Genomic DNA, 24,602 nt, shown 5'->3' on the forward strand with positions numbered 1-24,602 from the left:
GATTGTGTCCACATCGAAAGCACTCCTCTTGGCATCATGACACCCTCGAACACCCTGCAAAAGCTGCGCAAATATCTCGAAGGCCGGACCGGCAAAGCGATCATCGACTACAACATGATCGAAGATGGCGATACCGTTCTTGTCTGTGTCTCCGGCGGCAAGGATTCCTACACGCTGCTCGCCATGCTGATGGCCCTCCAGCAGCGTGCTCCGGTCAAATTCCGGTTGATCGCGATGAACCTCGACCAGAAGCAGCCCGGTTTTCCGGCCGATATCTTGCCGCGCTATTTCGAATCGATCGGTATCGAATACCGCATCGTCGAGGCCGACACCTATTCCGTCGTCAAGGAAAAGATTCCCGAAGGCAAGACGACCTGCTCGCTCTGCTCAAGACTGCGACGCGGCATCATCTACCGGACGGCCAAGGAGCTCGGCGCCAACAAGATCGCGCTGGGACACCATCGCGACGACATGGTGCATACACTTTTCCTGAACCTGCTCTTTGGCGGGAAACTCAAGGCCATGCCGCCGAAGCTGGTGACCGATGACAAGTCGCATGTCGTGATCCGTCCGCTCGCCTATTGTGCGGAAGCGGATATTGCCAAATTCGCCCGCGGCATGGAATTCCCGATCATTCCGTGCAACCTTTGCGGCTCGCAGGACAACCTGCAGCGCCAGAAAATCCGGGAGATGATGCAGGAATGGGATAAACGTTACCCCGGTCGCACGGAATCCGTTTTCACCGCCATGCAAAATGTCGTCCCATCGCATCTCGCTGATGCCGACCTGTTCGATTTCCGGGGTTTGACGCTGGACACTCCGGTCGACGAGGGCGATATCGCCTTTGACGCGCCGGAGATGCCGATCAGCGGCATGATCCCGATAAGCCAGACTGCATAATGGGCTTTACAAGCGAGTCGTCATATAATGCAAGTCCGATACAATATTAAATCCCAACCTCAGGTTGCCGGCAGCCCATGAGCTCCACCCAACGCAAATTGATCGTCATGTTTGCCGATGTCTCCGGCAGCACAGCTCTATTCGAGCGGCTCGGGGACAAGGAGGCGATGCACGCGGTTGAGCGTTGCCTGAAGCGCATGAAGCGTTCCATCGATGGTTATAAGGGACGAACAATCCAGATTGTCGGTGACGAGTTGCTGGCCGCCTTCGAGTCGGGCGAAGAAGCTTGCCAAGCCGCCATCGACATGCAGCAGCGGATTGCCGACCTGCCGCCGGTTTCCGGGCTCAAGCTAACCATTCGTATTGGCCTGCACTGCGGCATGGTCACTGAAAGTGGCGACAAGCTGAGTGGCCCAGCAGTCGCTACGGCGGCACGAATTGCGGGCATTGCCCGGCGTGACCAGATTTTGTGCAGTTCAGTTCTGGTCGAGGAGATCCCGCAGCCAGGCGTCATCACCGCCGATGCCATGCCGGATCTGGGTACCGTCACTGAAAATGCAATTGCACTTCCATTATTCCAGATTCACTGGCCCAGCTATCAGGGCGGAGGATCCTACCCGCACTCCACTTTTGGACAAAGCAGCCAGCTTCCGGTCGAACGCCTGTGCGTCCGCCACCACGGCAAGGCCTTCTTGGTCGATGATAAAACACCGGTGCTGACCATTGGCCGCGACCTCAACTGCAAACTGATCGTTGATGATCGCAAAGCTTCGCGCCAGCATGCCCGCATCGAACGGCGTGGTGATGGATTTTATCTGGTGGATTCGAGCACCAATGGCACCTTCGTCTCACTGACTGGCCGCCAGGAAGTGATGGTGCGCCGCCATGAGCTACAGCTCGACGGCAAGGGCCGCATCAGCTTCGGTAACTCCGGTAACGACCCGGTGGCCGACACGGCGGAATTCGAGCACCTGTAAACGAAAACCGGCCATCCGCAGATGGCCGATATAACGAATTCCTAGTAAATCACTTGGCGGCAGCGTCAGCCGTGCACTTCTTCATGAAGCTGTTCTTGGCAGCGCCAGCCAGCTTCTTTTCCTTGGCGGTTGCAGCACAGGCAGAATTTTCAGCCGGCGCCGCGTCGGCCGTACACTTCTTCATGAAGCTGTTCTTGGCAGCTCCGGCCAGCTTCTTTTCGGCGGCACGGGCAGCGCAATCGTCAGCGGCGTAAACCGCAGTGGCTGAGAATGTAACGAGCAGCAGAGCGATCAGTTTCTTCATTGAATGTCCCCTTGGTCGAATGGAAAAGGCCAACGTACTATCGGCCATTCATGCATCATCGTCAAGCATCGTGCGCTGCTGGCGATCCATGAAATCCTGAAGGCTATCAATGCCGCGTAATTGCAGGATCGTGTTACGAACCGCGGCCTCCAACAAGACGGCCAGATTGCGCCCGGCCGCCACCGGGATAACCACTTTGCGAACCGGTACGCCAAGCACTTCCTGCGTTTGCGCATCCAGCGGCAACCTCGGCGCATCTGCCGCAGCAACGGTTTTCTGCAAATGTACGATCAATTTGAGCTTCATTTTCCGGCGTGAGGCGGTTTCACCGAAAATGGTTCGAATGTTGAGCAAGCCGAGGCCGCGCACTTCGAGAAAATCGCGCAACATTCCCGGGCAACGCCCCTCTATGGTGGTTGGTGCGATCCGGGCCATCTCGACCACATCGTCGGCGACCAGGCCATGGCCCCGTGAGATCAACTCAAGCGCGAGCTCGGACTTGCCCACACCGGAATCGCCGGTGATCAAAACCCCCATGCCCAGAACATCCATGAATACACCATGGAGGCTGACGGTATCGGCCAAACGGGCCGATAGATAGATGCGGAGCAGATCAATCACCGCCGAGCAGGGCTTCGGTGAAAAGATCAGCGGCGTCGAAAACTGCATGCAGGTTTCTTCAACCAGCGGCGGCGGCGTCAGACCATCGGCGACAATCAGTGCTGGAGGCTGCGCACCGAGCAGATCAGAAAGCATCTGGGCAAAACGCCGCTCACCAATGCGCATCGCCCATTCGTATTCGGCCAGGCCCAGGACCTGCAGACGTTCCGGATGAATGATGTTGATGTGGCCGACCAGATCTGCGCCGTAGTTGTTCGACCCCTTGATTTCAATCCGGCGATCAGCCTGGTGGCCAATGTGCCAGTTCAATAGCAGTTTGTCGCGGTTGTCCTCATAGAGCTGTACAAGGTTAACGTGACGCACAGACGTTTCTCAGGACTGAAACAGTGCAAGGACGGCCGCAGAATCAGGGGCAAGTTGCAGCTTTTCGCGGAATGCCCGATCGGAAAAACGCTGGGCAAGTTCGGAAAGAATCTGCAGATGCTGCTCGGTAGCCTGCTCGGGAACGAGCAGGACGAAAAGAAGATCGACCGGACGACCATCCGGCGAATCGAAGGGAACAGGTGTCGCCAGGCGCATAAATGCACCGGCTGCCTGCTTGAGACCTTTAATCCGGCCATGGGGAATCGCGACCCCCTGACCCAGTCCGGTAGAGCCCAGTTTTTCGCGGGCGAAGAGGCTGTCAAAGATTGTTGAGCGCGCCAGTCCGAGTCGAGTTTCGAAGAGAATTCCCGCCTGTTCGAAAACCCGTTTTTTGCTGCTCGCTTCAAGATCGAGCAATACCTGGTCAGCGGTCAGAAGATTGATAAGAGGGTTCATAGGGAAGGGTAATAAAGCAAGGCCGCAGCCATGGCTGCGGCCTGTCGGCGCTTATTCAGCAGCGTCAATCAGTCCCGGCTTGTCACCGCGATGGTGATCCTGAACCTTTTGCTTGTATTTCTGAACTTGGCGGTCCAGCTTGTCGAACAGCGCATCAATGGCAGCGTACAGGTCGTCGCCGGACTCTTCGGCATGCATGTCCTTGCCTGGCACGTGCACAGTCACTTCCGCTTTCTGCTTCAGCTTTTCGACGGACAAAACGACGCTAACGCCGGTTACCTTGTCGAAATGACGGACCACGGGATCCAGCTTGTTTTCGACGTATTCGCGCAGGGCGGGGGTAACTTCGATGTGGTGACCACTAATCTGCAGATTCACTTTTTTCTCCTCTCTCTACAGGGTCTTGCGTAAATTGACCGGGGGGATGTTGAGCGACTCGCGGTATTTGGCAACCGTCCGTCGGGCAACTACGATTCCCTGCTGGCCTAGTATTTCGGATAATTGGCTATCCGACAAGGGCTTCTTGCCATCCTCAGCCGCAATCAATTGCTTGATCAGGGCGCGGATGGCCGTAGCAGAACAAGCACCACCGCTATCGGTGGAGACATGGCTGCCAAAGAAGTATTTCAGTTCGAAGATACCGCGCGGTGTCGCCATGTATTTCTGGCTGGTCACCCGCGATACAGTCGACTCGTGCAGGCCGAGAATATCGGCGATTTCACGCAGCACCAGCGGCCGCATGGCCACTTCGCCGTGTTCGAAGAACTGGCGCTGGCGATCGACAATGGTCTGCGTGACACGGTGTATGGTTTCGAAGCGCTGCTGGACATTCTTGATCAGCCAGCGCGCCTCCTGCAACTGCGTAGATAGATTGCCGTTGCCCCGCCGCTGCTTGGCGAGAATTTCGGCATACAGACGGTTGATGCGCAACCGAGGGTAGGCATCCGGATTGATGTAGGCGGTCCACTTGCCCTTTAGCTTCTTCACGATCACATCCGGCGTGATGTAGCGCGCTTCAATCTGGGCATACCCGGCAGCTGGCCGTGGGTTGAGGCTGGTGATCAGGCTGTGCGCCGCCTTCAAAGCCTCGTCATCGCAACCTGTCAGACGACGAATCTTGGCGAAATCACGGGCGGCGAGCAGTTCGAGATGCTTGTCGACAATAGCCAGGGCCAGTGTACGTTCGGCACATACCGGCAAAACCTTGAGCTGAAGCTGCAGGCATTCCTGAAGACTGCGGGCACCAATGCCGATCGGGTCGAAATTCTGGATATGGCGCAGCGCAATTTCCAGCTCTTCGATTTCAATTTCGTATTCCGGCGGCAGGGTTTCCCACAACTCGACCAGCGGCGCCGAGAGATAGCCATCATCATCGAGTGCTTCGATCAGGAAACGCACCAGACTGCGGTCGCGCTCCGATAGCTGGGTCATGCCCAGTTGCCAGCCCAGATGGTCACGCAGGCTGACGTTGGCCGCATGGATGTCGCGGGAATCGCTATCGTCGTCTTCATCGCGACCGGCGCCGGTAAAGGTCCCGGCATCGGAGGCCCAGCGGTCATCGTCCACCTCCGACGGAGCCGATGGCACATCCTGCTCGCGTTCCTCGCGGGCATCCCGTTCTTCCCGCTCAACCTTTTGCTCGCGCTCACCTTCGTTGCTTTGGGGCGCGTCGAACTGCTGGGCGGCTGAGAAATTATCCCCGCCATGCTCGTCTTCGCGTTCCAGCATGGGATTTTCGAGCAGATAACGCTCGATTTCCTGTTGCATTTCCACCGTCGACAACTGAAGTAGCTTGATCGACTGCTGGAGCTGAGGAGTCAGCGCCAGATGCTGGGATAGTTTTAGCTGGAGAGCGGGCTTCATCGGATAGTGTCGGGTGGGGTCTGTCGGTTAGAGCCTGAAATGCTCGCCGAGATAAACCTTCCGTACGCTTTCATTCTCCACGATTTCGGCCGGCCGTCCAGCGGCCAATACATTTCCGGCGTTGATAATGTAGGCGTGGTCGCAGATACCAAGGGTTTCGCGGACATTGTGGTCGGTGATCAGGACACCAATGCCACGCTCTTTCAAGAAGCGAATGATCTTCTGGATTTCGAGCACGGCAATCGGGTCAACCCCGGCAAAAGGCTCATCGAGCAGGATAAAACGCGGATTGGTGGCCAGGGCGCGGGCAATTTCAACCCGCCGACGCTCACCGCCGGATAATGCAGAGGCATTGACGTGGCGGACATGTCCAACGTGCAGTTCGTTGAGCAGCCCTTCCAGCCGGTCATTTAATTCAGCCTCAGGCAGCTTGAGCAATTCGAGAACGGCGCGGATGTTTTCCTCGACGTTCAGCTTGCGGAAAACAGAGGCTTCCTGCGGCAGGTAGGACAAACCGAGACGGGCCCGACTGTGCATCGGCAGATGGGTCAGTCGGTTGTCGTCGATGTAGACCTCGCCACCATCGGCCGCCACCAAACCGACGATCATGTAGAAACAGGTGGTCTTGCCGGCGCCATTCGGGCCGAGAAGGCCGACAACCTCGCCGGATTTGACCTCGAAGGAAACATCTTCGACGACCGTCCGCGTCTTGTAGCGTTTTTTCAGGTTGTTGGCCGAAAGTTTGGCGACTGGGCTATTCATTGATCGACTCCGCGCATCACCCGGCGAATGGCATCACCGGAAAAACCGCGATATTGCAGGAAACGCATCTGTTTGGCACGCTCTTCGGCAGATTCCGGCAGATGGCCGAATTTCTTTGCCCAAATAGCCCGGCAGCGATCCGTCTCGTCGCCGGCTTCCGGCAAGGCGGTGGCGATGTCATCATCACCGACGCCTTTTTGCCGAAGCTCCTGCTTCAGGCGGGCATTTCCGTAGCGACCGGCTCGCGCCACGACACGCTGGGTGGCGTAGCGGTGATCGGAAAGCAGGCGTTCGGCCTGCAGGGTGTCGAGTACGCCGTCGAGTTCCTCCTCGAACTCGGCGTGCGCCGCGAGCTTGGCCTTCAACTCGGCCCGGCAGTAATCACGCCGGGTCAGGAGTTGCAGGGCGCGCACGCGCAACTGCGTCGCGCCGGACTGCAGCCCGGCGCTTCCTCGCCCTGACTTTGAGCGGCGCTCGACAGCGCCAGAGTCGGGCTCTGTCTCGCGAAGCCCGTCATTAACGACGGGACTTCCGCTCGACGCCTGGTCAGGCATCCGCTGCCTTGGCCGCCTTGACCGGCTTGATCACGTTGGTGCTGGCAGCCTCACGAATGCCGGCTTCGATTTCCTGGGCGATTTCCGGATTGGCTTTCAGGAATTCACGGGCATTGTCCTTGCCCTGGCCGATCTTTTCGCCCTTGTAGGCATACCAGGCACCGGACTTGTCGACCAGTTTGTGGGCAACACCCATTTCGACGATTTCGCCCTGGCGGGAAATACCCTCGCCGTAGAGGATGTCGAAAATGGCTTCGCGGAAGGGTGGGGCGACCTTGTTCTTGACGACCTTGACCTTGGTTTCGCTGCCGATGACTTCGTCACCCTTCTTGATCGCGCCGATACGGCGGATGTCGAGGCGGACGGAGGCGTAGAACTTGAGCGCATTGCCACCAGTGGTGGTTTCCGGCGAACCGAACATGACGCCGATCTTCATCCGGATCTGGTTGATGAAGATGACCAGCGTGTTGGTCTTCTTGATATTGGCAGTCAGCTTGCGCAGGGCCTGCGACATCAGGCGGGCATGCAGGCCGACCATCTGGTCGCCCATTTCGCCTTCGATTTCGGCGCGCGGGGTAAGGGCGGCGACCGAGTCGACGACGATGATGTCGACTGAGCCGGAGCGGACCAGCATGTCAGCAATTTCGAGGGCCTGTTCGCCGGTATCCGGCTGCGAGATCAGCAGGTCGCCGACATTGACGCCGAGCTTCTGGGCATATTGCGGATCGAGCGCGTGTTCGGCGTCGATGAAGGCGGCAACGCCACCGAGCTTCTGCATTTCGGCCACGACCTGCAGACAGAGCGTGGTCTTGCCGGAGGATTCCGGACCATAGATTTCAACGACACGGCCGCGTGGCAGACCGCCAACGCCCAGCGCAATGTCCAGACCGAGCGAACCGGTCGACACGACCTGAATGCCTTCGTCGATTTCGGCATCGCCCATCTTCATGATGGAGCCTTTGCCGAATTGCTTTTCGATCTGTTGCAGTGCTGCGGCGAGCGCTTTTGCCTTGTTGTCGTCCATGGTGTTACCTCGAAAATTTGAGCGGATTATGGCACAGGGGCCGAAGATGGAATAGAAATTGCAGGAATCGTTTTGTTTCGCCGGGCGACGAACGCGGTATATTTCTCGCCGAACCGAATTCAGAATTACTGTGTATAAATACAGTACATTGTTCCACCTTTTCTTGGCAAGAAAATTCTTCATGCTGATCAGATGCTTATCCATTTTTGCCCTGTTTTTTGCGTCTGCCGTGGCAATTGCTGAACCGGCCCCCTGGTATTGGTGGGTCAGCCAGCTGGACGGCACGAGGGTCTGCAACCAGACCTCGCTTGGTAGCGGCTGGACCTGGGAGCCGACGCCTTTCAAGGACGCCCGCTGCCGCGTTCGGCTCTGAGCGTGGCGATCGCTTATTTGCCGCCACCGGCCGGTATTTCGCCGGTCATTTTTGCCGATGAGTGGCTGATTGTTGCCGACAAGCCGGCCGAGCTTCTGTCCGTGCCCGGTCGGGGTGCTGGCATGGACGATTGCCTGGTGACACGCGTCCAGAACGAATACCCGGATGCGCTCAGCGTCCATCGACTGGATATGTCCACCTCCGGCCTGCTGGTCCTGGCCCGCGGCAAGGAAATACACCGGCAGCTGTCACGTCTGTTTCAGGACAGGCAGGTCAGCAAGCGCTATATCGCTGTCGTCGATGGACTGCTGGCCGAGGAGGTCGGCGAGATTGATCTGCCCCTGATCTGCGACTGGCCGAACCGCCCCCGGCAAATGGTGGACTTCACGATCGGCAAACCCTCGTTGACGCGCTTTCGCGTCAACGGCCACGACACGGTCGCCAATACGACACGCCTTGAATTGGAACCGATCACTGGCCGCTCGCACCAATTGCGTGTTCATATGGCCTCGCTCGGCCACCCAATCCTGGGCGACGACCTCTATGGCGGCGAGGCCCATGGCAAGGCCGGGCGTCTGTTGTTGCACGCCATGGATCTGGCCTTTGTCCACCCGGCAACCGGCAGCCCCGTGCAATTTCACAGTGACGCGCCGTTTTGACGCTGCGAAAACACACAATAACCTTATAATCCTCGCGTTTTCAACCTCTTACCATCATTGATCGCACGATCATGCTGATCTGGTTCGTCGTTCTCTACCTGCTCATTTCCATCGGTATCGGGCTGTTCGCCGCGACCCGCGTCCATAGCGCCAAGGATTTCGCAGTCGCTGGCCGCCATCTGCCGCTGCCGGTCGTTACGGCGACCGTGTTTGCCACCTGGTTTGGTGCTGAAGCGGTGTTCGGCGTGTCCGCCACCTTCGTCAAGGATGGCCTGCGCGGCGTCGTCGCCGATCCGTTCGGTTCCTCGATGTGCCTGATCATTGCTGGCGTCTTTTTCTCGCGCAAGCTCTACAAGCTCAACATCCTGACGCTCGGCGACTATTTCCGGATGCGCTACAACCGGACGGTCGAAGTGCTGACCACGCTGTGCATCGTGGCCAGCTATCTCGGCTGGGTATCGGCCCAGATCAAGGCCCTCGGGCTCGTCTTCAATGTCGTCACCAATGACGGCATCAGCCAGACAGCCGGCATGATCCTCGGCGCCGCCATCGTCCTCACCTACACCACCTTCGGCGGCATGCTCTCGGTCGCCATCCTCGATTTCGTTCAGATGGGCGTCATCATGGGTGGCATGCTGTTCATTGCCTGGATCATTTCCGGCCCGGCCGGCGGCATCGAAACGGTGATCCAGCATGCCTCGAGCGCCGGCAAGCTCGACTTTTTCCCGCCGCCCGACCCATGGCAGTGGCTGACCTTCCTTGGCGCCTGGATCACCATGATGCTCGGTTCAATTCCGCAGCAGGACGTCTTCCAGCGGATCACCTCGGCCAAGAGCCAAAAAATCGCGCTGTGGGGATCCTTCCTCGGCGCCTCGATCTACTTCTGCTTCACTTTCGTGCCGATGTTCATCGCCTACTCGGCCACGCTGATCGACCCCGATCTGTTCAAGGGCCTGCTCGAGACCGACTCGCAACTGGTTTTGCCAACACTGGTCCTGCAACACACACCCGTCTTCGCCCAGGCCATTTTCTTTGGCGCCGTGCTGTCGGCGATCATGAGTTGTTCCTCGGCTACCTTGCTCGCTCCGTCGGTCGCCTTCTCGGAAAACATCGTCCGCGGCTTGTTCCCGCACATGGGTGATCACGAATTCCTGCGCGTCATGCGCGCTTCCATCGTGGTTTTTGCCGGCATCGTGCTCGGCTTCGCACTGTATTCCAATGCCAGCATCTTCAAGATGGTGGAAAACGCCTACAAGATCACGCTGGCCGGCGCATTCGTGCCACTTTTCTTTGGCGCTTTCTGGAAACGGGCGACCACGCAAGGGGCGTTGGCGGCAATCCTCGGTGGCCTGTCATCGTGGATCCTGGTCGAAGTGCTGGTTAGCGTAAGCGGCGAGACTGCTGGTCGCGGCGATTATGCTTATGCGCTGGCCAATGCCGGGCAACTGGTACCGCCACAACTGATCGGACTTGGCGTCAGCATTCTCGGTATGGTTGCCGGCTCACTGTTGCCACAATGGGTCGGCCATCCACTGCCGCAACAGGACATTCACGAAGCACTGCGTCATCGCGCCGCAGCTGAAACTCACCACGCAACGGAACACCAGCATCATCATTAATGGCCGCCGGGCATGTCACCCGGCGTCGAATTCCACTGACAATGTAACGGAGCAAAGAGCGGCAAGGCCGGCCGGTGCAATCATTGTTACCAAACATAAGGGCTGACGGACTGGCGGATAGCCCCTAAAATCAGCTTCATGCCTCATCACGGTCGTGGCCCCATCCTGCTTTCCCGCTATTTGGCTCTCGCCTGGTTCGGGCTAGTTGTCTATGGCAGCCTGCATCCTTTCTCCGGCTGGCGCGATACCGGAGTTTCGCCGATCGCCTTTCTCGAAGGCGGCTGGCCACGTTACTGGACCGTTTTTGATCTGGTGGCCAACGTCGCCGTCTATCTGCCGCTGGGCTTCTTCCTGACCCTGGCGCTCAGCGGCGTCCCTGGCCGATTCACCGCGCTGCTGCTGGCCACGCTGCTTGCCGGTGGGGTCAGTTTCTGCATGGAAACCCTGCAGACCTGGCTGCCTTCCCGCGTGCCCTCCAACCTGGACCTCGCCTGCAACACGCTTGGCGGCCTGCTTGGTGCCCTGTGGGCCCAGTCAGTCGGACCACGGATCTTTGCCCGGATCGCAGCCCTTGAACACAAGCTGATCGCGCCCATTCCACACGCCGAACTCGGCCTGACGCTGCTCGGGCTGTGGCTGCTCGTCCCCTTGTCGCCGGAAACCCTGCTCTTCGGCGCCGGCGATTTGCGCCAGATGCTCGGGCTGACCGGCACCATGCCTTTCGCTGCCGAGAGTTTCGTCCTGATCGAAGCCTGCATCACGGCCTTCAACGCCGTCGCCGTCGGCCTGATTGTCCGTATGCTGTGCGCCCGCCTGCTGGTCGCCTATCTGATCGTGCCGCTGTTCATGCTTCTCTGTCTGACCGTGGCCACCTTGGCGGCCGCCATTCTGATCAGCCCAGCCGATGCACTGGCCTGGCTCACCCCGGGCGTGCGACTGGGGCTGATGGTCGGCATCGCCATCCTTGCCGGGGCGCTAGCGCTGCCCGCCACCCCACGCCTGATGATTGCCGCACTGGCCTTGATGGCCGGCACAGTCCTCGTCAACCTTGCGCCACCCAACCCCTACTCGGCAGCGGCGCTGGCCACCTGGCGACAGGGGCATTTCCTCAACTTCAATGGTCTGACCCGTCTGGTTGCCACACTATGGCCCTTCCTGACCCTGCCATTCCTGCTCCTGACGTCACGCCGCTAGCCTGGCACGCCCAGACCGGCGAGCAGGTCGCGCAGGCACTGGCGGTAAACTGCCTGAGCGGCCTGAGCGAGGCCGACGTCGCTGAACGTCTGAGCCGCCACGGCCCGAATCTGATGACCGAAAAGCCGGGCAAGCCAGCCTGGCGGCGTTTTTTCGAACAATTGATGCAGCCGCTGGTGCTGGTCCTGATCGGCGCCGGCATGATCACCGCTGCGCTTGGCGAATGGACCGACAGCAGCGTGATTTTCGGCGTCGTGCTGGCCAACGCCATCATCGGCTATTGGCAGGAGGCCAAGGCGGAGGGGGCCCTGGCCGCGCTGGCGCGCAGCGTGGTCACGCCGGTCACCGTCCGGCGCGGCGGCCATCGGCGGCAACTCGACGCCAGCCAGCTGGTTCCCGGTGATGTCGTGATCCTCGCCGCCGGCGACCGCATCCCGGCAGACCTGCGCCTCTTCCATCAGCGTGAACTGCATACCGATGACTCGATGCTGACCGGCGAATCCCTGCCGGTCAGCAAGCACACCGACACAATGGCAACCGATACGCTGCTCGCCGAACGCAGCAACATGGCCTATGCCGGTACCACGGTAGTCGCCGGGCAGGGAGCCGGGCTGGTCATCGCCACCGGCGATGCCACGGAAACCGGGCGTATCGCCGGCCTGATCGCCGCCGCCCCCGATCTGGCAACACCACTGACCCGCAAGATGGCGACCTTTTCCAACTGGTTGCTGTGGGCCATCGGCGGACTGGCGCTGCTCACGGTCTGCGTCGGCCTGGCCCGCGGCGGCTCGGCTTTCGACATGTTCATCGCGGCAGTGGCACTGGCCGTCGGCGCCATTCCGGAAGGCCTTCCGGCCGCCGTCACGGTCACGCTGGCCATCGGCGTCGCCCGCATGGCCAGGCGCCGGGCCATCATCCGCCACTTGCCGGCGGTCGAGACGCTGGGCAGCACGACGGTCATCTGTTCCGACAAGACCGGGACACTGACTGAAAACGCAATGACCGTCCGCGTCCTGTGGTGCGGCGGGGAAGGCTATGCGCTCGGCGGTCATGGCTATAACCCGGAAGGTGAGATCAGCCACGACGAAATGCCCGCCGTCATCGACGGCGCCGTACGCGAATGCCTGGTTGCCGGCGCGCTGTGCAACGATGCCAGCCTGAGCCGCGAAGGCCAGCACTGGAAAATTACCGGCGACCCGACCGAAGCCGCGCTGCTGGTCGCGGCCCGCAAGGGGGGGCTGGACGAGCACACCTTGCTGGCGATTTTCCCGCGTCATGACGTATTGCCTTTCGATGCCAGCCAGCAGTTCATGGCAACGGCGCATGGCGGCGATGGCGAGGGAGTTGTTTACGTCAAGGGCGCCCTGGAACGGCTACTGCCTCTCTGCGTCGATCAACTGTCGGCCAGTGGCCAGCCGGTTCCGATCGACCATAGGCTCATCGAGAAGGTGGCAAGCGCCTATGCGGTGCAGGGTATGCGCGTGCTGCTACTGGCGCGGCGGAATATGAGTTTTGGTCAAAGCGCCGGGTTGAGCACGGAATCCATCGAAAAGCTGACGCTGATCGGCCTGGTCGGCATGATCGACCCACCCCGCAAGGCGGCGATCTCGGCCATTCGCAACTGCCATTCGGCCGGCATCCGGGTCAAGATGATCACCGGCGACCACGCGGCCACGGCACTGGCGATTGCCCGGCAGATCGGCCTGAACGCCGAGCACGCCCTGACCGGCCGGGAACTGAGCCGCCTCGACGACAGTGCGCTGGCCGAAGCTGCACACACCGTCGACGTCTTCGCCCGTGTCGAGCCGGAACAAAAGCTGCGCCTCGTTCGCGCCCTGCAGACCCGTGGCGAAGTGGTCGCGATGACCGGCGACGGCGTCAATGATGCCCCGGCCCTGAAGCAGGCCGACATCGGCATTGCCATGGGGCTGGCCGGCACCGAAGTCGCCAAGGAGGCAGCCGACATGGTGCTGACCGACGACAACTTCGCCAGCATCGAGGCGGCAGTCGAGGAAGGCAGGGGCGTCTGGGACAACCTGATCAAGTTCATCACCTGGACGCTACCGACCAACTTCGGCGAAGGCTTGGTCATCGTCGCCGCCATCCTGTTTGGCGCCACGCTGCCGATCACTCCACTGCAGATATTGTGGATCAACATGACCACCGCCGTATTGCTCGGCCTGCCGCTTGCCTTCGAGCCGATCGAGCGCGGCATCATGCACCGGCAACCCCGCCGACTTGACATGCCGGTCCTCGACGCCCACCTGATCCGCCGCATCGTGCTCGTTTCGCTGCTGCTGCTGGCTGGCGCCTTCGGCCTCTTCCTGCTCGAACTCAAGCAAGGCCATACGCTGGCCGAAGCGCGTACCGTCGCCGTCAACGTTTTCGTCATGGTTGAAATGACCTACCTGTTCAACTGCCGCTCGCTCACTCGCGGATTCTGGAGCCAAGGCCTGTTTTCGAATCCATGGATCTGGGCCGGCGTCGGTACGATGCTCTGCCTGCAAATGGCGCTGACCTACCTGCCGGTAATGAACCAGCTATTCCAGACGGCACCGATCGGTCCGACAGAATGGCTGGAAATTGTCGCCGTGGCCTTCTCATGTTCGCTGGTGATCGGGATCGAGAAGCAATTGAGCGCACACTGAACCCTGCCAAACAGTCTGCCTTGCCGCGCCCCTTCCCGCGGCCCCCAAACAACCGCCAATATTCGAAATATCGCCAGCGCACTCCACGCGAAACCGCCTCGCCTATAATGCGACTCTGCACAGGAGACCCCGCATGAGCTATTTCAAACACCACGTTTTCGTCTGCACCAACCAGCGCGAAGGCGGCGAGCAATGCTGCAACAACGTCGGCGGTTCCGACATGTTTGCCTACGCCAAGGACCGCATCGGCGCGCTGAAACTGAACGGTGCCGGCGCTGTCCGTATCAACAAGGCCGGCTGTCTCGGCCGCTGTGACAACGGGCCGGTCATGGTCGTGTACCCGGAAGAAACCTGGTATTCCTTCATCGACAAGGAAGACGTCGAGGAAATCATCCAGGAACACCTGATCGGCGGCAAAGTCGTCGACCGCCTGAAGATCTGAACCATGCGCGTCGTTGAAGAGAAAATTTTCGTTGATGGCCCGGTCGGCAAGATCGAAGTCATCATGGAGCGCCCGGATGCCCCGAAAGGCATCGCGCTGATCGCCCACCCGCACCCGATCGGTGGCGGCGCCAACACCAACAAGGTCGCCTACACGCTGGCCCGCACCTTCGTCGCGCTCGGCTATGCCGCTTTCCGCCCGAATTTCCGGGGCGTGGGCGGCACTGAAGGCGTGCATGACGAAGGCAACGGCGAAGTCGATGACCTGCTCGCCGTGCTCGAAGACGCCAAGTGCCGCTGCGGCAACCTGCCCGTTGCGCTGGCCGGATTTTCCTTTGGCGCCTTCTGCCAGACCCGGGTCGCCAAGCGGCTGACCGAAGCCAGTCACCCGGCCCAGCGCCTGGTGCTGGTTGGCACCGCCGCCGGCTTCGTCGAAGGCACCCGCCAATACGACACCGAGGCCGTGCCGCACGACACCATCGTCATCCACGGCTCAGCCGACGACACCGTGCCGCTGGTCAACGTGCTGGAATGGGCGCAACCGCTCGACCTGCCGGTCGTCGTCGTGCCCGGCGCCGATCACTTCTTCCACCGTCGCCTGCACCTGATTCGCGACATCGTGACCCGCGCATGGCGGCACTAGCACCAGCCTCTGGTTGCATGGCACTAAGCGCCGGCAATCTGCACAAGACCTACACCGGCAACGAAGTCGTTGCCGGCCTGTCTTTCGCCGTTGAAGCCGGCACCTGCTTCGGCCTGCTTGGCCCGAATGGCGCCGGCAAGACGACGACACTGCGCCTCTGCCTCGGCCTGACCGGGCCGGACAGCGGCGACATCGTCCTGAACGGCCACGTCATTCCGGATGATGCGCAAGCGGCGAGAGCACGGATCGGCGTCGTGCCACAGTTCGACAATCTCGACCCGGATTTCACCTGCGCCGAAAACCTGCTCGTCTTCGGTCGTTATTTCGGACTGAAGGACACCGACATCCGCGCCAAGATCCCGCAGTTGCTCGATTTTGCCGGCCTGTCGAGCAAGGCCGATGCACGGATTGCCACGCTGTCCGGTGGCATGAAGCGTCGCCTGACGCTAGCCCGCGCCCTGGTCAACAACCCAGACATCATCTTTCTCGATGAGCCGACGACCGGTCTCGATCCGCAAGCCCGCCACCTGATCTGGGAGCGACTGAAACAGCTCAAATCGGCCGGCAAGACGCTGATCCTGACCACGCATTTCATGGACGAAGCCGAACGCCTGTGCGACACGCTGATCGTCATCGACCATGGCCGCAAGATTGCCGAAGGCAGTCCGCGGCAATTGATCGCCGAGCAGATCGAACCGCAGGTCGTCGAGGTGTTTGACGAAGCACATGGTCAACTGGAAGCTTTCGTCCAGAACCACAAGCATCTGGCCGAGCGCGTCGAAACCAGCGGCGAAACCGCCTTCTTCTACTGCCGCGATCCGCGCCAACTGCTGGCCCAACTGGCCGACGCCGAAGGCCTGCGTTACGTGCACCGCGCCTCCAACCTCGAAGACGTCTTCATCAAGCTGACCGGCAGGGAACTGCGCGACTAAGGTCTTTCAGCCAATCAGTCCGTCAACCGCTGCGGCAAAGTCATCGCAAACAGCGGCCGGGCGAATGTCCGGATGGGCATCATCGCCAGCCCGATATTTCCCGGTTCGTACCAGAATGCCGGGGATACCCGCCGCCTGCGCACCGCCGATATCGTCGCTCAGATCGTCGCCGATCAGCACCGCCTCGGCGGGAGCCACACCGAGTTCAGCCAGCGCCGCATCGAAGAAGGAGGGCGCCGGCTTGCCGGTAATCTCGGCCTTGATTCCGGCCGAATACTCCAGCCCGGCGACGAAGGCCCCCATGTCCAGCGACAGGCCGTCCGGCTCCATGAAATAGCGATTACGCGCCATGGCCATCAGCGGCAGCCCCTGCATCAGGAGCCGGAAGGCATGGTTCAGGATCGGGTAGGTGGTGTGCGTTCCCATGTCGCCCAGCACGACGATATCCGGATCGGCGTCGCTATCACCCATTTCGCCGGCGATATCCGGGTGAACCAGCCATAGCGGACGCAAACCCCGGCTACGCACCAGCGTTCGGGCAGCCAGGGCAGCCGTCTGGATTTCGTTGGCGGCCAGCGTGAAACCCATGCGCTGCAACTTGGCAAACAGGATGGTGCTGGGCGTCCGCGTCGTATTGGTCAGGAAACGCAGGGACAAACCCGAAGCACGCAGGCGATCCAAGGCCCGGACGGCTCCCGGCAAAGCCTCGTCTCCGGTATGCAGCACGCCGGCCAGATCGATCAATACGGCCTTTGGTGAGATTATTGGCGCCATTTCCGCTCCCTTGAAGAACCTCGACAGAGATTCGATTACCGTTCGTCACTAAAGTTTAGGCGATGGCGATCCGGCCTTGGCGGAGTCCTGATCGATGCCAAGTTGCACCTCAGCGAATGACCAGATGTTCCTGTTCGCAATGCACCGGCATGGCAAAGTCGAAAAGATCGGCCTGGGCCGCGAGATCAAGATCGGCCCGAGGCAGATTCGGCCAGCTGCCGGCCATGAAGCGCCGCCCGAAGTCCGACGCCCGTATCCGCTGCGCGAACGCTTCCGGCGCGGTCGGATCGCCGCGTAACAGGGATTCGATGTAGTCAGCACAGGCGACGTCTTCGTCGCCATCCCGATCGACCCATTCACCGGTGATGACGAAACAAACCTCTTCCGCCCCTGCCATCCGAATCGCCTCGGCCGTTGCTCGCGCGCAAACGAAGCTGGCGGCATAAAGCCGCTGCGCCTGGCGAAAACGCTGCAGGCCGCGCACACCGGCCGCCGTACTCATCACGATATTCTTCCCGGTCAGATCGACCTGCATCAGCTGGGAAGGCGAATTGCCAAAGTCGAATCCCGGCGCCGGATCGCCCCCACCGATGGCGCCTATCGAGACCGGGTCCGGGATTCCGCCCTGCAAGGCTAGCGCCTGGGACAGGCCTTCGACCGGATAGATTGCCCGCGCCCCCTTGGCGAGCGCCACCGCCGCGGTGGTAAATGAGCGCAGCACATCGATCACGACGACGGTGTCGGTGGCTGGCGGCTGATTCTGCAGACGGTTCAGGAAGAGGCGAGAAAATTTCATGGCAATAATTGTCACTCACCGGCGCTGACATGGCGATCCTGGCGTTGTGCCAGGGCCCTTGCCGTGCGGGGCATCGGTTTCTCACGATCCTTCAACAGCCCCTGCAGGCAGGCCGGATTGGCCCGGGCACCGCTGGACTGGTAGTCGGCCAGCAGCGTTTGACGGATGCTTTCTTTTTCCCGGCCGCTGACGCCGGTCAGGTAATCGAACAGATGGTCGACCAGCTTTTCCGGCGTCAGGCGGCTGGTCTGGCCGGTGCTTTGCCATAGCCAGTCAGCGAAGGCGAGGAAGGCAGCGAAAGGCGAGGGGCCGCCAAGGAGTACGGACAAGGTCTGGGGAAAGCGGCCGGAGTTGGCGAGCAGGTCCCAGTAGCGGGCCAGACGGGTGAAACGCTGCATGGTCAGGACATCGACGACAGCTGTTTGCTTGACGGTATAGGGCGGTTCGGCATCGTAGACCATGCCGTGGACCGCGCTGTGGCGGGTGATTGGCGTGCCGCGCAGGCGTTTGAGGACACCGAGCTGGATTTCGTGCGGCCCCAGAGCGTATAGCCGGTCAAAGCCGGCGGCGAAACTGCTTAGCGTTTCACCAGGCAGGCCGAAGATCAGGTCGGTGTGCAGATGGGCATGGCTGTGATTGACCAGCCAGGCGAGGTTTTCACAGGTCTTGTCGTTGTCCTGACGGCGCGAGATGGCTTGCTGCACGTCGGGATTGAAGGTCTGGATGCCGACTTCGAACTGCAGCACGCCGGGCGGGAAGCGGGCGATCATTGCCTTCAGGCGCTCCGGCAGGTGATCAGGGATGACCTCGAAATGCAGGAAGAGGTCTGGCGTCAAGCGGTCGAGGAAGAACTGCAAGATGGTCAGCGAGCTGTCGATCTTGAGATTGAAAGTGCGGTCGACAAACTTGAAGTTGCGCGCCCCGCGCTGGTAAAGGCCGTCCAGCGCGGCAAGGAAGGGCGCTTGCTCGAACGCCCAGGCGGTCTTGTCGAGTGAACTGAGGCAGAACTCGCACTTGAAGGGGCAACCGCGCGAGGCTTCGACGTAGAGCAGGCGATGGGCCAGATCGTCGGCGCTGAACTCGGCGTAGGGCAAGTCGATCTCGGCCAGCGTCGGCTGCTCGCCGGGGATCACTTTCATCAAGGGTTGCGGCCCGTGAAGCAGGGCGCGACACAGCTTGGGCAAGCTGACATCGCCCCAGCCGGTGATCAGATGGTCCGCCAGCCGGACGATTTCCTGATCCTCCCATTCGCGGCTGACTTCCGGCCCGCCGACGACAATTTTCAGGGCAGGGCGAACCTGCTTGAGCCGACGAACGACTTCGGTCGTCGGCACGACATTCCAGATATAGACGCCGAAACCGATGATCTGCGGCATGCCATCGACCGGCTCAGCCAGTTCGGCCAGTAGGGCATCGACGATTTCCTGTACTGGCCGTGCGATGGTGAATTCGCGTAAAACCGTCCGCGCCCGCAGATCGGCACCACCGTGCCGGGCCATGTTGGCCAGCAGGTAGCGCAAGCCGAGGGAAGCATGGATGTATTTGGCGTTGAGGGTACTGAGAATGATGGAGGGCGGCTTCTGCATATCGGCATTTTGACAGCCAAGTGACCAAATGCGACAACGCAGGTAACAACAGCAATGCTTTCAGGAAAACTGCTGGCTGCCGATCCCCCCGATGGCCGGCATCGATGGCGAAGCGAAAACGCTCGGCTATAAATTACCAGCATCCTCAGGAAGCTGGCACAAAACGCAGCTCACCAAAGTAACATATCTGGATCTTGAGTCCTGTCACAGAGGGAGATGCTTCGAATGGAATCCAAGGCTGCTGGCGACGCCCTGCGGAAAGCACAGGTGCCCTCTGACGATATCGAAAAACGGATGAAGATCGAGATCCGCGAGATCGGTATTCCACCGCGACCAACCATCCTCAGCCAGATCGAGCAGGAAACCGCCAAGGAAGAACCGGATTTCATCAATCTGGCCAAGCTGCTCAGCCAGGATGTCGGTCTCTCGGCCAGCCTGATCAAGGTCGCCAACTCCCCCTATTTTTCCTTCGGCAAGAAAGTACCGACCGTCCAGGAAGCCATGCTCGTCCTCGGTCTCAAGCTTGTCGTCCAGACCGTGGCCGGGCTCGCGCTGCAGCAAGTCTTCAAGCACCTCCCCAACATGGAACGCTTCTGGGACAGCTCGGCGACCAATGCCCAGATATCCGGCTGGCTGGCTCGCCAACTCGGCAAGAAATGGGCTATCCGCCTGGAGGATGCCTACACTTTTGCCCTGTTCCGGGACTGTGGCATTCCCGTTCTGTTGAGCCCGTTTCCGGAATACCAGGCGATCCTGTCCCAAGCCAACAATGAGCGGGAGCGCTCCTTCACCGATGTTGAAGATCAGGCGATAGGCCTCAACCATGCAAACGTTGGCGCCGATCTGGCTGAAAACTGGCTGCTACCGGAAGAAACCTGCCTGGCGATTCGTCATCACCACGACGCCAGTATCTTTGCCGATGGATCCGCGGTCATCCCCGAACGTACCAAGGCGCTGATCGCCATCGCCCACCTGGCCGAATATTTGATGCAGCAGGAAGCCGGACGCGGCCAGAGCTGCGAGTGGGAAAAACTGGGCCCGGCCAGCCTGAGCTGCCTCGACATCGGAAGCGATCAACTCCAGACGCTCTGCGACGAATTCCACATCTCCCGCCAGGACAATTAAGACCGCCGCGCAGACGGCAGCGCGGCCAACACAAGCAGGCGCTAGAATGCTGCCTCACCCCTGCATTCTGTCCGCACCCAATGCTGCTTCAATTCTCGATCACCGGCTGGCTGCCCGTCTGGCAACGCAATTTCCTGGTCTGGCGCAAGCTGGCCCTGCCGTCCATTCTCGGCAATCTGGCTGACCCGCTGATCTACATGCTCGGCCTCGGCTACGGCCTGGGCGCCATGCTGCCGAGCATCGAAGGCCAGCCCTACGTCGCCTTCCTGGCGGCCGGTACCGTTTGCGCCTCGACCATGAACGCTGCCACCTTCGAGGCCCTGTACTCGGCCTTTTCACGCATGCATGTCCAGAAAACCTGGGAAGCCATCCTCAACACGCCGCTCGGGCTGGGCGATGTCGTCGCCGGTGAATTGTTCTGGGCGGCGACCAAATCGCTGTTCTCCGGCGCCGCCATTCTGGTCGTCATCGCCGGCATGGGCCTGACCAACGGCCCGCTGATGCTGTGGGCGCTGCCGGCCATCGTGCTGACCGGCCTGGCCTTCGCCGCGCTCGGCCTGATCTGGAACGCGCTGGCACCGAGCTACGATTTCTTCATGTACTACTTCACGCTGTTCATCACGCCGATGACACTGATTTCCGGTGTCTTCTTCCCGACTAACCAGCTGCCCGGCTGGCTGGCCTTCATCGGCCAGTGGCTGCCGCTGGCCCAAGGTGTCGCACTGGTCCGCCCGCTACTGGCCGGGCAGGTGCCAGCCAACGCCCTGATCCACATCATGGCGCTGCTCGGCACCGCCGCCATAGCCTTCACCATCGCGCTGCACCTGACCCGCCGCCGCCTGCTCAAGTAGAATTCGCTAATGGATACCTTGCTCATCATCACCAACTGCCCCGATGAAGAAACCGCCAACGCCATCGCCTTGGCGCTGGTCGAGGCGAAGCTGGCTGCCTGCGTCAATATCCTGCCGCGCGTCCAGTCGATCTTTCGCTGGCAAGGCGTCGTTGAATCGGCAGCGGAAATTCCTCTGTTCATCAAGGCGACCAGTGCCAATTACCCGGCCCTCGAAGCGAAGATTCGCCAACTCCACCCTCATGAACTACCGGAAATCATCGCCCTGCCGGTTACCCACGGCTTGCCCGCCTATTTGAACTGGGTGACGGCTGAAACGATCCAATGACCATGCGCCTCCTTTTTCTCGTCTTTGCCTTTTTCATCTCGCTGGCCCACGCCGACGAGTTCCTCGATCCGGCCGTCGCCTTCAAGCCGTCAGTGCGCGCCCTTGATGGCCAGACCATCGAGGTCAGCTACGAAATCGCCAAGGGCTATTACCTTTACCGTGACAAATTCCGGGTTCGCGTCGAGGGTGAATCCGTCACGCTCGGTACGCCAAGCTTCCCCAAAGGCAAGGAGCACAACGACGAGAATTTCGGCAAGGTCGAGGTCTATTACAAGACGGTCGCCATCCGCATCCCGGTCGAACGCAATGCCTCCGGCCCCTTGCCGCTGAAGCTCAATGTGACGGCACAGGGCTGCGCCGATGCCGGTGTCTGCTACCCGCCGCAAACCCAGCCGCTCAGCGTCGAACTGCCTGATCCGGCCAGTGCGCCCGCTTTAACCCCCGCGGCCACCGAGGGCGACGAAAGCGGCCAGATCGCCTCGACGCTGAAACATGCCGGCTTCTGGGCCAATCTCGCTTTCTTCTTCCTGGCCGGGCTGGGCCTGTCGCTGACCCCCTGCGTCTTCCCGATGATTCCCATCCTCTCCGGCATCATCGCCGGGCAGGGCCACAAGAACTCGCATTCCCGTGGCTTTGCGCTGTCGCTGGCCTACGTGCTGGGCATGGCCGTGACTTATGCCGCCGCGGGTGTCGCCGCCGGCATGACCGGTACGCTGATCTCCAGCGCCCTGCAGAATTCGTGGGTACTCGGCAGCTTCGCGCTGGTCTTCGTCGTGCTGTCATTCTCGATGTTCGGCTTCTATGAACTGCAGTTGCCGACCTCGCTGCAGAGCAAACTGTCCGAGGAGTCCGGCCACCTGCAGGGCGGACGCGGCATTGGCGTGTTCCTGATGGGCGCACTGTCGGCGCTGATCGTCGGGCCCTGTGTCGCCGCGCCGTTGGCCGGCGCGCTGCTCTACATCGGCCAGACCGGCGACGCCGTACTCGGCGGTACGGCGCTGTTCGTCATGGCACTCGGCATGGGTGCCCCGCTGATCGCCGTCGGTATTGCCGGTGGTTCTCTGCTCCCCAAGACCGGCGCCTGGATGGAAGGCGTCAAGAAAGCTTTCGGCGTATTGCTGCTGGCCACCGCCGTCTGGCTGGTTTCGCCGGTCATGCCGCCCGTGGTGTCGATGCTGGCCTGGTCGATGCTGCTGATCATCCCGGCCATCTACCTGCATGCCCTCGACCCGCTGCCGCCGCACGCCAAGGGCTGGTCGCGTTTCTGGAAGGGCATCGGTATCGTCATGCTGCTGACCGGTGCCGCGCTGCTGATCGGCGCCCTGTCCGGCAGCCGCAACCCGCTGCAGCCGCTGGCTGGCTTGCGCGGCCAGGCCATGGCTGCCGAAGAGAAGCGCCTGCCGTTCGAGCGCATCGCCTCACTGCAGGTACTGGAAGAAAAACTGAAGGCCGCCGGCCAACCGGTCATGCTCGATTTCTACGCCGACTGGTGTGTGTCGTGCAAGGAGATGGAGCAGCTCACCTTCACCGACCCCGCTGTGCAGGCCAAACTCGCCGGCTTCAAGCTGCTGCAGGCCGACGTCACGGCCAATAGCGAGGACGACAAGGCGCTGCTCGCCCGTTTCGGCCTGTTCGGGCCGCCGGGCATCATCTTTTTCGATGCCAATGGGCAGGAAAGCAGGAAAGTACGCATTGTCGGCTTCCAGGATGCCGCCCAGTTCCTGAAATCGGTGCAGCAGGCAGCCAGCGCCGGCTAAAGCTCCCGCGACGGCGCACTGCGAATCGCGTGGCGCAGGCTGACAATGCCGAATACGGCGCCGACCACCGAACCAGCCAGCACATCGAGCACCACATGCTGACGCGTCGCCACCGTTGACCACAGAATCGCCAGGCAATGCAGCCAGATCACCCAGCGTGCCACCAGCGGTACGCCGATCGCCCTGATCAGCCGATCAAGCCAGATGGCGGCAAATACCGCTGCAGCGACATGCAGGGAAGGGCAGGCGTTGCCACTGGCATCGACATCCTTGATCATCGCCATTTGCGGATAAAGGCGCCAGTCGATGCCGGCCGGTGGCACCCCGGTCGGAAACAGCCAGAAAATGCCGAGGCAAAACAGGCACATCGCCGCCATCCACAAACCGAACATGATCAATGGCCGGAATTCCTTGAGCAAAGCCGCTGGCAACGAAACGTAAATCCACAGCGAAGCGTAAACCGGGAAAGCCTGCGCCGTCACCGGAATCCACCGGTCAAGCACGGTCAGAGGCATAACCGTCGGTGGAAACAGCGGACTACGCAAGACCCCGAAATAGGCCCAGAAAAAGAGCATCATGAAGGCGGCCGTACCGACGGCCTTGAGCGGCATCAGATAGACCATGCGGGAAGCGATCTGGCGTGTCCAGTGCGTTCTGGAGAGTGGGCGCATCGATAATTCGAACAGCCTGGAGGAATGAATGAACCGCATGGTAGCAAATCACTTCGCCATGACCGAAATTTGCCGTGAATGGACAAGACGTTTCGGGCAAATCTTTGGAAAACATGGGCTTTCAGCTAAAATTGGCAAGCTATGGATTCGATTGGCCTGATTCGCGATTTTCTCAAGGACCGCCTTGGTGTCGAGCCGGAAAACGTTGTTTCCGGTGCGGTGCTGGCCGACCTGGGCGTCGACTCGCTAATGATGCTTGAACTGATGTTCGAATTCGAAGATCGTTTCGGCATCAAGCTTTCCAGTGACCTGAAAACCCCCCGGACGGTTGGCGAGATGGTCACGCTGATGGACGGGTTGTATTCCCAGTCGAAGAGTTAAG

The 24,602-nt window shown here is 60.7% G+C and carries 28 protein-coding genes; 16 read left to right on the forward strand and 12 right to left on the reverse strand.

Features of this window, described 5'->3' with window-relative positions:
- Positions 1-36: 36 nt before the first annotated feature.
- Together ttcA and DARO_RS21105 are read left to right on the forward strand one after the other, a co-directional pair.
- Positions 37-900 carry a tRNA 2-thiocytidine(32) synthetase TtcA gene (ttcA, locus tag DARO_RS21100; RefSeq protein WP_011289863.1) on the forward strand — a complete coding sequence of 288 codons (864 nt, stop codon included), beginning with the start codon at positions 37-39 and terminating at the stop codon, positions 898-900.
- A gap of 77 nt (positions 901-977) precedes the next feature.
- Positions 978-1,877: an adenylate/guanylate cyclase domain-containing protein gene (locus DARO_RS21105; protein WP_011289864.1), complete on the forward strand. Its 900-nt coding sequence runs from the start codon at positions 978-980 to the stop codon at positions 1,875-1,877.
- A gap of 49 nt (positions 1,878-1,926) precedes the next feature.
- Here DARO_RS21105 and DARO_RS21110 read toward each other — a convergent pair whose 3' ends face one another.
- From DARO_RS21110 to recA, 8 genes are all read right to left on the reverse strand, one after another.
- Positions 1,927-2,181 (reverse strand): hypothetical protein, encoded by a 255-nt coding sequence (locus DARO_RS21110; protein ID WP_011289865.1) that lies wholly within the window; start codon positions 2,179-2,181, stop codon positions 1,927-1,929.
- A gap of 48 nt (positions 2,182-2,229) precedes the next feature.
- Positions 2,230-3,165 carry an HPr(Ser) kinase/phosphatase gene (gene hprK / locus DARO_RS21115; RefSeq protein WP_011289866.1) on the reverse strand — a complete coding sequence of 312 codons (936 nt, stop codon included), beginning with the start codon at positions 3,163-3,165 and terminating at the stop codon, positions 2,230-2,232.
- Between the two features lie 9 nt (positions 3,166-3,174).
- Positions 3,175-3,621: a PTS IIA-like nitrogen regulatory protein PtsN gene (gene ptsN, locus DARO_RS21120; protein ID WP_011289867.1), complete on the reverse strand. Its 447-nt coding sequence runs from the start codon at positions 3,619-3,621 to the stop codon at positions 3,175-3,177.
- Between the two features lie 51 nt (positions 3,622-3,672).
- Positions 3,673-3,999: a ribosome hibernation-promoting factor, HPF/YfiA family gene (gene hpf, locus DARO_RS21125; protein ID WP_011289868.1), complete on the reverse strand. Its 327-nt coding sequence runs from the start codon at positions 3,997-3,999 to the stop codon at positions 3,673-3,675.
- Between the two features lie 15 nt (positions 4,000-4,014).
- Positions 4,015-5,484 carry an RNA polymerase factor sigma-54 gene (locus DARO_RS21130; protein WP_011289869.1) on the reverse strand — a complete coding sequence of 490 codons (1,470 nt, stop codon included), beginning with the start codon at positions 5,482-5,484 and terminating at the stop codon, positions 4,015-4,017.
- Positions 5,485-5,511: 27 nt separating this feature from the next.
- Complete coding sequence (gene lptB / locus DARO_RS21135; protein WP_011289870.1) at positions 5,512-6,246, reverse strand: LPS export ABC transporter ATP-binding protein; 735 nt, start codon at positions 6,244-6,246, stop codon at positions 5,512-5,514.
- Positions 6,243-6,659: a recombination regulator RecX gene (gene recX / locus DARO_RS21140; protein ID WP_497463012.1), complete on the reverse strand. Its 417-nt coding sequence runs from the start codon at positions 6,657-6,659 to the stop codon at positions 6,243-6,245. Before recX ends, lptB begins: the two co-directional genes overlap by 4 nt.
- A 133-nt stretch (positions 6,660-6,792) precedes the next feature.
- Entirely contained in the window at positions 6,793-7,824 is a 1,032-nt protein-coding gene (recA, locus tag DARO_RS21145; RefSeq protein WP_011289872.1) for a recombinase RecA, read from the reverse strand.
- 229 nt (positions 7,825-8,053) lie between these two features.
- Here recA and DARO_RS21150 point away from each other — a divergent pair, with 229 nt between their 5' ends.
- The 8 genes from DARO_RS21150 (at position 8,054) to DARO_RS21185 (ending at position 16,333) form a co-directional block, all read left to right on the forward strand.
- Positions 8,054-8,197 (forward strand): hypothetical protein, encoded by a 144-nt coding sequence (locus DARO_RS21150; protein WP_198134082.1) that lies wholly within the window; start codon positions 8,054-8,056, stop codon positions 8,195-8,197.
- 2 nt (positions 8,198-8,199) lie between these two features.
- Entirely contained in the window at positions 8,200-8,856 is a 657-nt protein-coding gene (locus DARO_RS21155; protein WP_011289874.1) for a pseudouridine synthase, read from the forward strand.
- Between the two features lie 71 nt (positions 8,857-8,927).
- On the forward strand, positions 8,928-10,475 hold the full coding sequence (locus DARO_RS21160; protein WP_011289875.1) for a high affinity choline transporter 1: 1,548 nt from the start codon (positions 8,928-8,930) through the stop codon (positions 10,473-10,475).
- Positions 10,476-10,613: 138 nt separating this feature from the next.
- Complete coding sequence (locus tag DARO_RS21165) at positions 10,614-11,669, forward strand: VanZ family protein (RefSeq protein ID WP_011289876.1); 1,056 nt, start codon at positions 10,614-10,616, stop codon at positions 11,667-11,669.
- Positions 11,621-14,317, forward strand: a complete 2,697-nt coding sequence (locus tag DARO_RS21170) for a cation-transporting P-type ATPase (protein ID WP_011289877.1) — start codon at positions 11,621-11,623, stop codon at positions 14,315-14,317. Before DARO_RS21165 ends, DARO_RS21170 begins: the two co-directional genes overlap by 49 nt.
- Before the next feature lie 133 nt (positions 14,318-14,450).
- Positions 14,451-14,759, forward strand: coding sequence for a (2Fe-2S) ferredoxin domain-containing protein (locus tag DARO_RS21175; protein WP_011289878.1), 309 nt, complete (start codon positions 14,451-14,453; stop codon positions 14,757-14,759).
- A 3-nt stretch (positions 14,760-14,762) separates the two neighbouring features.
- A complete protein-coding gene (locus DARO_RS21180; RefSeq protein ID WP_011289879.1) occupies positions 14,763-15,401 on the forward strand; it encodes an alpha/beta fold hydrolase in 639 nt (212 codons plus the stop codon).
- A 17-nt stretch (positions 15,402-15,418) separates the two neighbouring features.
- On the forward strand, positions 15,419-16,333 hold the full coding sequence (locus DARO_RS21185; protein ID WP_041224582.1) for an ATP-binding cassette domain-containing protein: 915 nt from the start codon (positions 15,419-15,421) through the stop codon (positions 16,331-16,333).
- Between the two features lie 6 nt (positions 16,334-16,339).
- On the opposite strand, the gene DARO_RS21190 is transcribed toward DARO_RS21185, so the two are convergent.
- The 3 genes from DARO_RS21190 to DARO_RS21200 form a co-directional block, all read right to left on the reverse strand.
- A complete protein-coding gene (locus DARO_RS21190) occupies positions 16,340-17,107 on the reverse strand; it encodes a TIGR01458 family HAD-type hydrolase (RefSeq protein WP_011289881.1) in 768 nt (255 codons plus the stop codon).
- Positions 17,108-17,216: 109 nt separating this feature from the next.
- Positions 17,217-17,903 (reverse strand): 2-phosphosulfolactate phosphatase, encoded by a 687-nt coding sequence (locus DARO_RS21195; RefSeq protein ID WP_011289882.1) that lies wholly within the window; start codon positions 17,901-17,903, stop codon positions 17,217-17,219.
- An 11-nt stretch (positions 17,904-17,914) separates the two neighbouring features.
- Positions 17,915-19,489, reverse strand: coding sequence for a B12-binding domain-containing radical SAM protein (locus tag DARO_RS21200; protein WP_011289883.1), 1,575 nt, complete (start codon positions 19,487-19,489; stop codon positions 17,915-17,917).
- A 225-nt stretch (positions 19,490-19,714) separates the two neighbouring features.
- Here DARO_RS21200 and DARO_RS21205 point away from each other — a divergent pair, with 225 nt between their 5' ends.
- The 4 genes from DARO_RS21205 to DARO_RS21220 all read left to right on the forward strand — a co-directional run bounded on the left by DARO_RS21205 (position 19,715) and on the right by DARO_RS21220 (position 23,549).
- Positions 19,715-20,614, forward strand: a complete 900-nt coding sequence (locus DARO_RS21205; protein WP_011289884.1) for an HDOD domain-containing protein — start codon at positions 19,715-19,717, stop codon at positions 20,612-20,614.
- Between the two features lie 80 nt (positions 20,615-20,694).
- Positions 20,695-21,465, forward strand: a complete 771-nt coding sequence (locus DARO_RS21210) for an ABC transporter permease (protein ID WP_011289885.1) — start codon at positions 20,695-20,697, stop codon at positions 21,463-21,465.
- Between the two features lie 9 nt (positions 21,466-21,474).
- Positions 21,475-21,792: a divalent-cation tolerance protein CutA gene (gene cutA / locus DARO_RS21215; RefSeq protein ID WP_011289886.1), complete on the forward strand. Its 318-nt coding sequence runs from the start codon at positions 21,475-21,477 to the stop codon at positions 21,790-21,792.
- Entirely contained in the window at positions 21,789-23,549 is a 1,761-nt protein-coding gene (locus tag DARO_RS21220; protein WP_011289887.1) for a protein-disulfide reductase DsbD, read from the forward strand. The genes cutA and DARO_RS21220 overlap by 4 nt, the downstream gene beginning before the upstream one ends.
- On the opposite strand, the gene DARO_RS21225 is transcribed toward DARO_RS21220, so the two are convergent.
- Positions 23,546-24,259: a phosphatase PAP2 family protein gene (locus DARO_RS21225; protein ID WP_011289888.1), complete on the reverse strand. Its 714-nt coding sequence runs from the start codon at positions 24,257-24,259 to the stop codon at positions 23,546-23,548. The genes DARO_RS21220 and DARO_RS21225 overlap by 4 nt on opposite strands.
- Here DARO_RS21225 and DARO_RS23425 point away from each other — a divergent pair.
- Together DARO_RS23425 and DARO_RS21230 are read left to right on the forward strand one after the other, a co-directional pair.
- Positions 24,249-24,380: a hypothetical protein gene (locus DARO_RS23425; RefSeq protein ID WP_497463013.1), complete on the forward strand. Its 132-nt coding sequence runs from the start codon at positions 24,249-24,251 to the stop codon at positions 24,378-24,380. The genes DARO_RS21225 and DARO_RS23425 overlap by 11 nt on opposite strands.
- A complete protein-coding gene (locus tag DARO_RS21230) occupies positions 24,362-24,601 on the forward strand; it encodes a phosphopantetheine-binding protein (RefSeq protein ID WP_011289889.1) in 240 nt (79 codons plus the stop codon). The genes DARO_RS23425 and DARO_RS21230 overlap by 19 nt, the downstream gene beginning before the upstream one ends.
- Position 24,602: the final 1 nt, after the last annotated feature.

Source organism: Dechloromonas aromatica RCB (assembly GCF_000012425.1).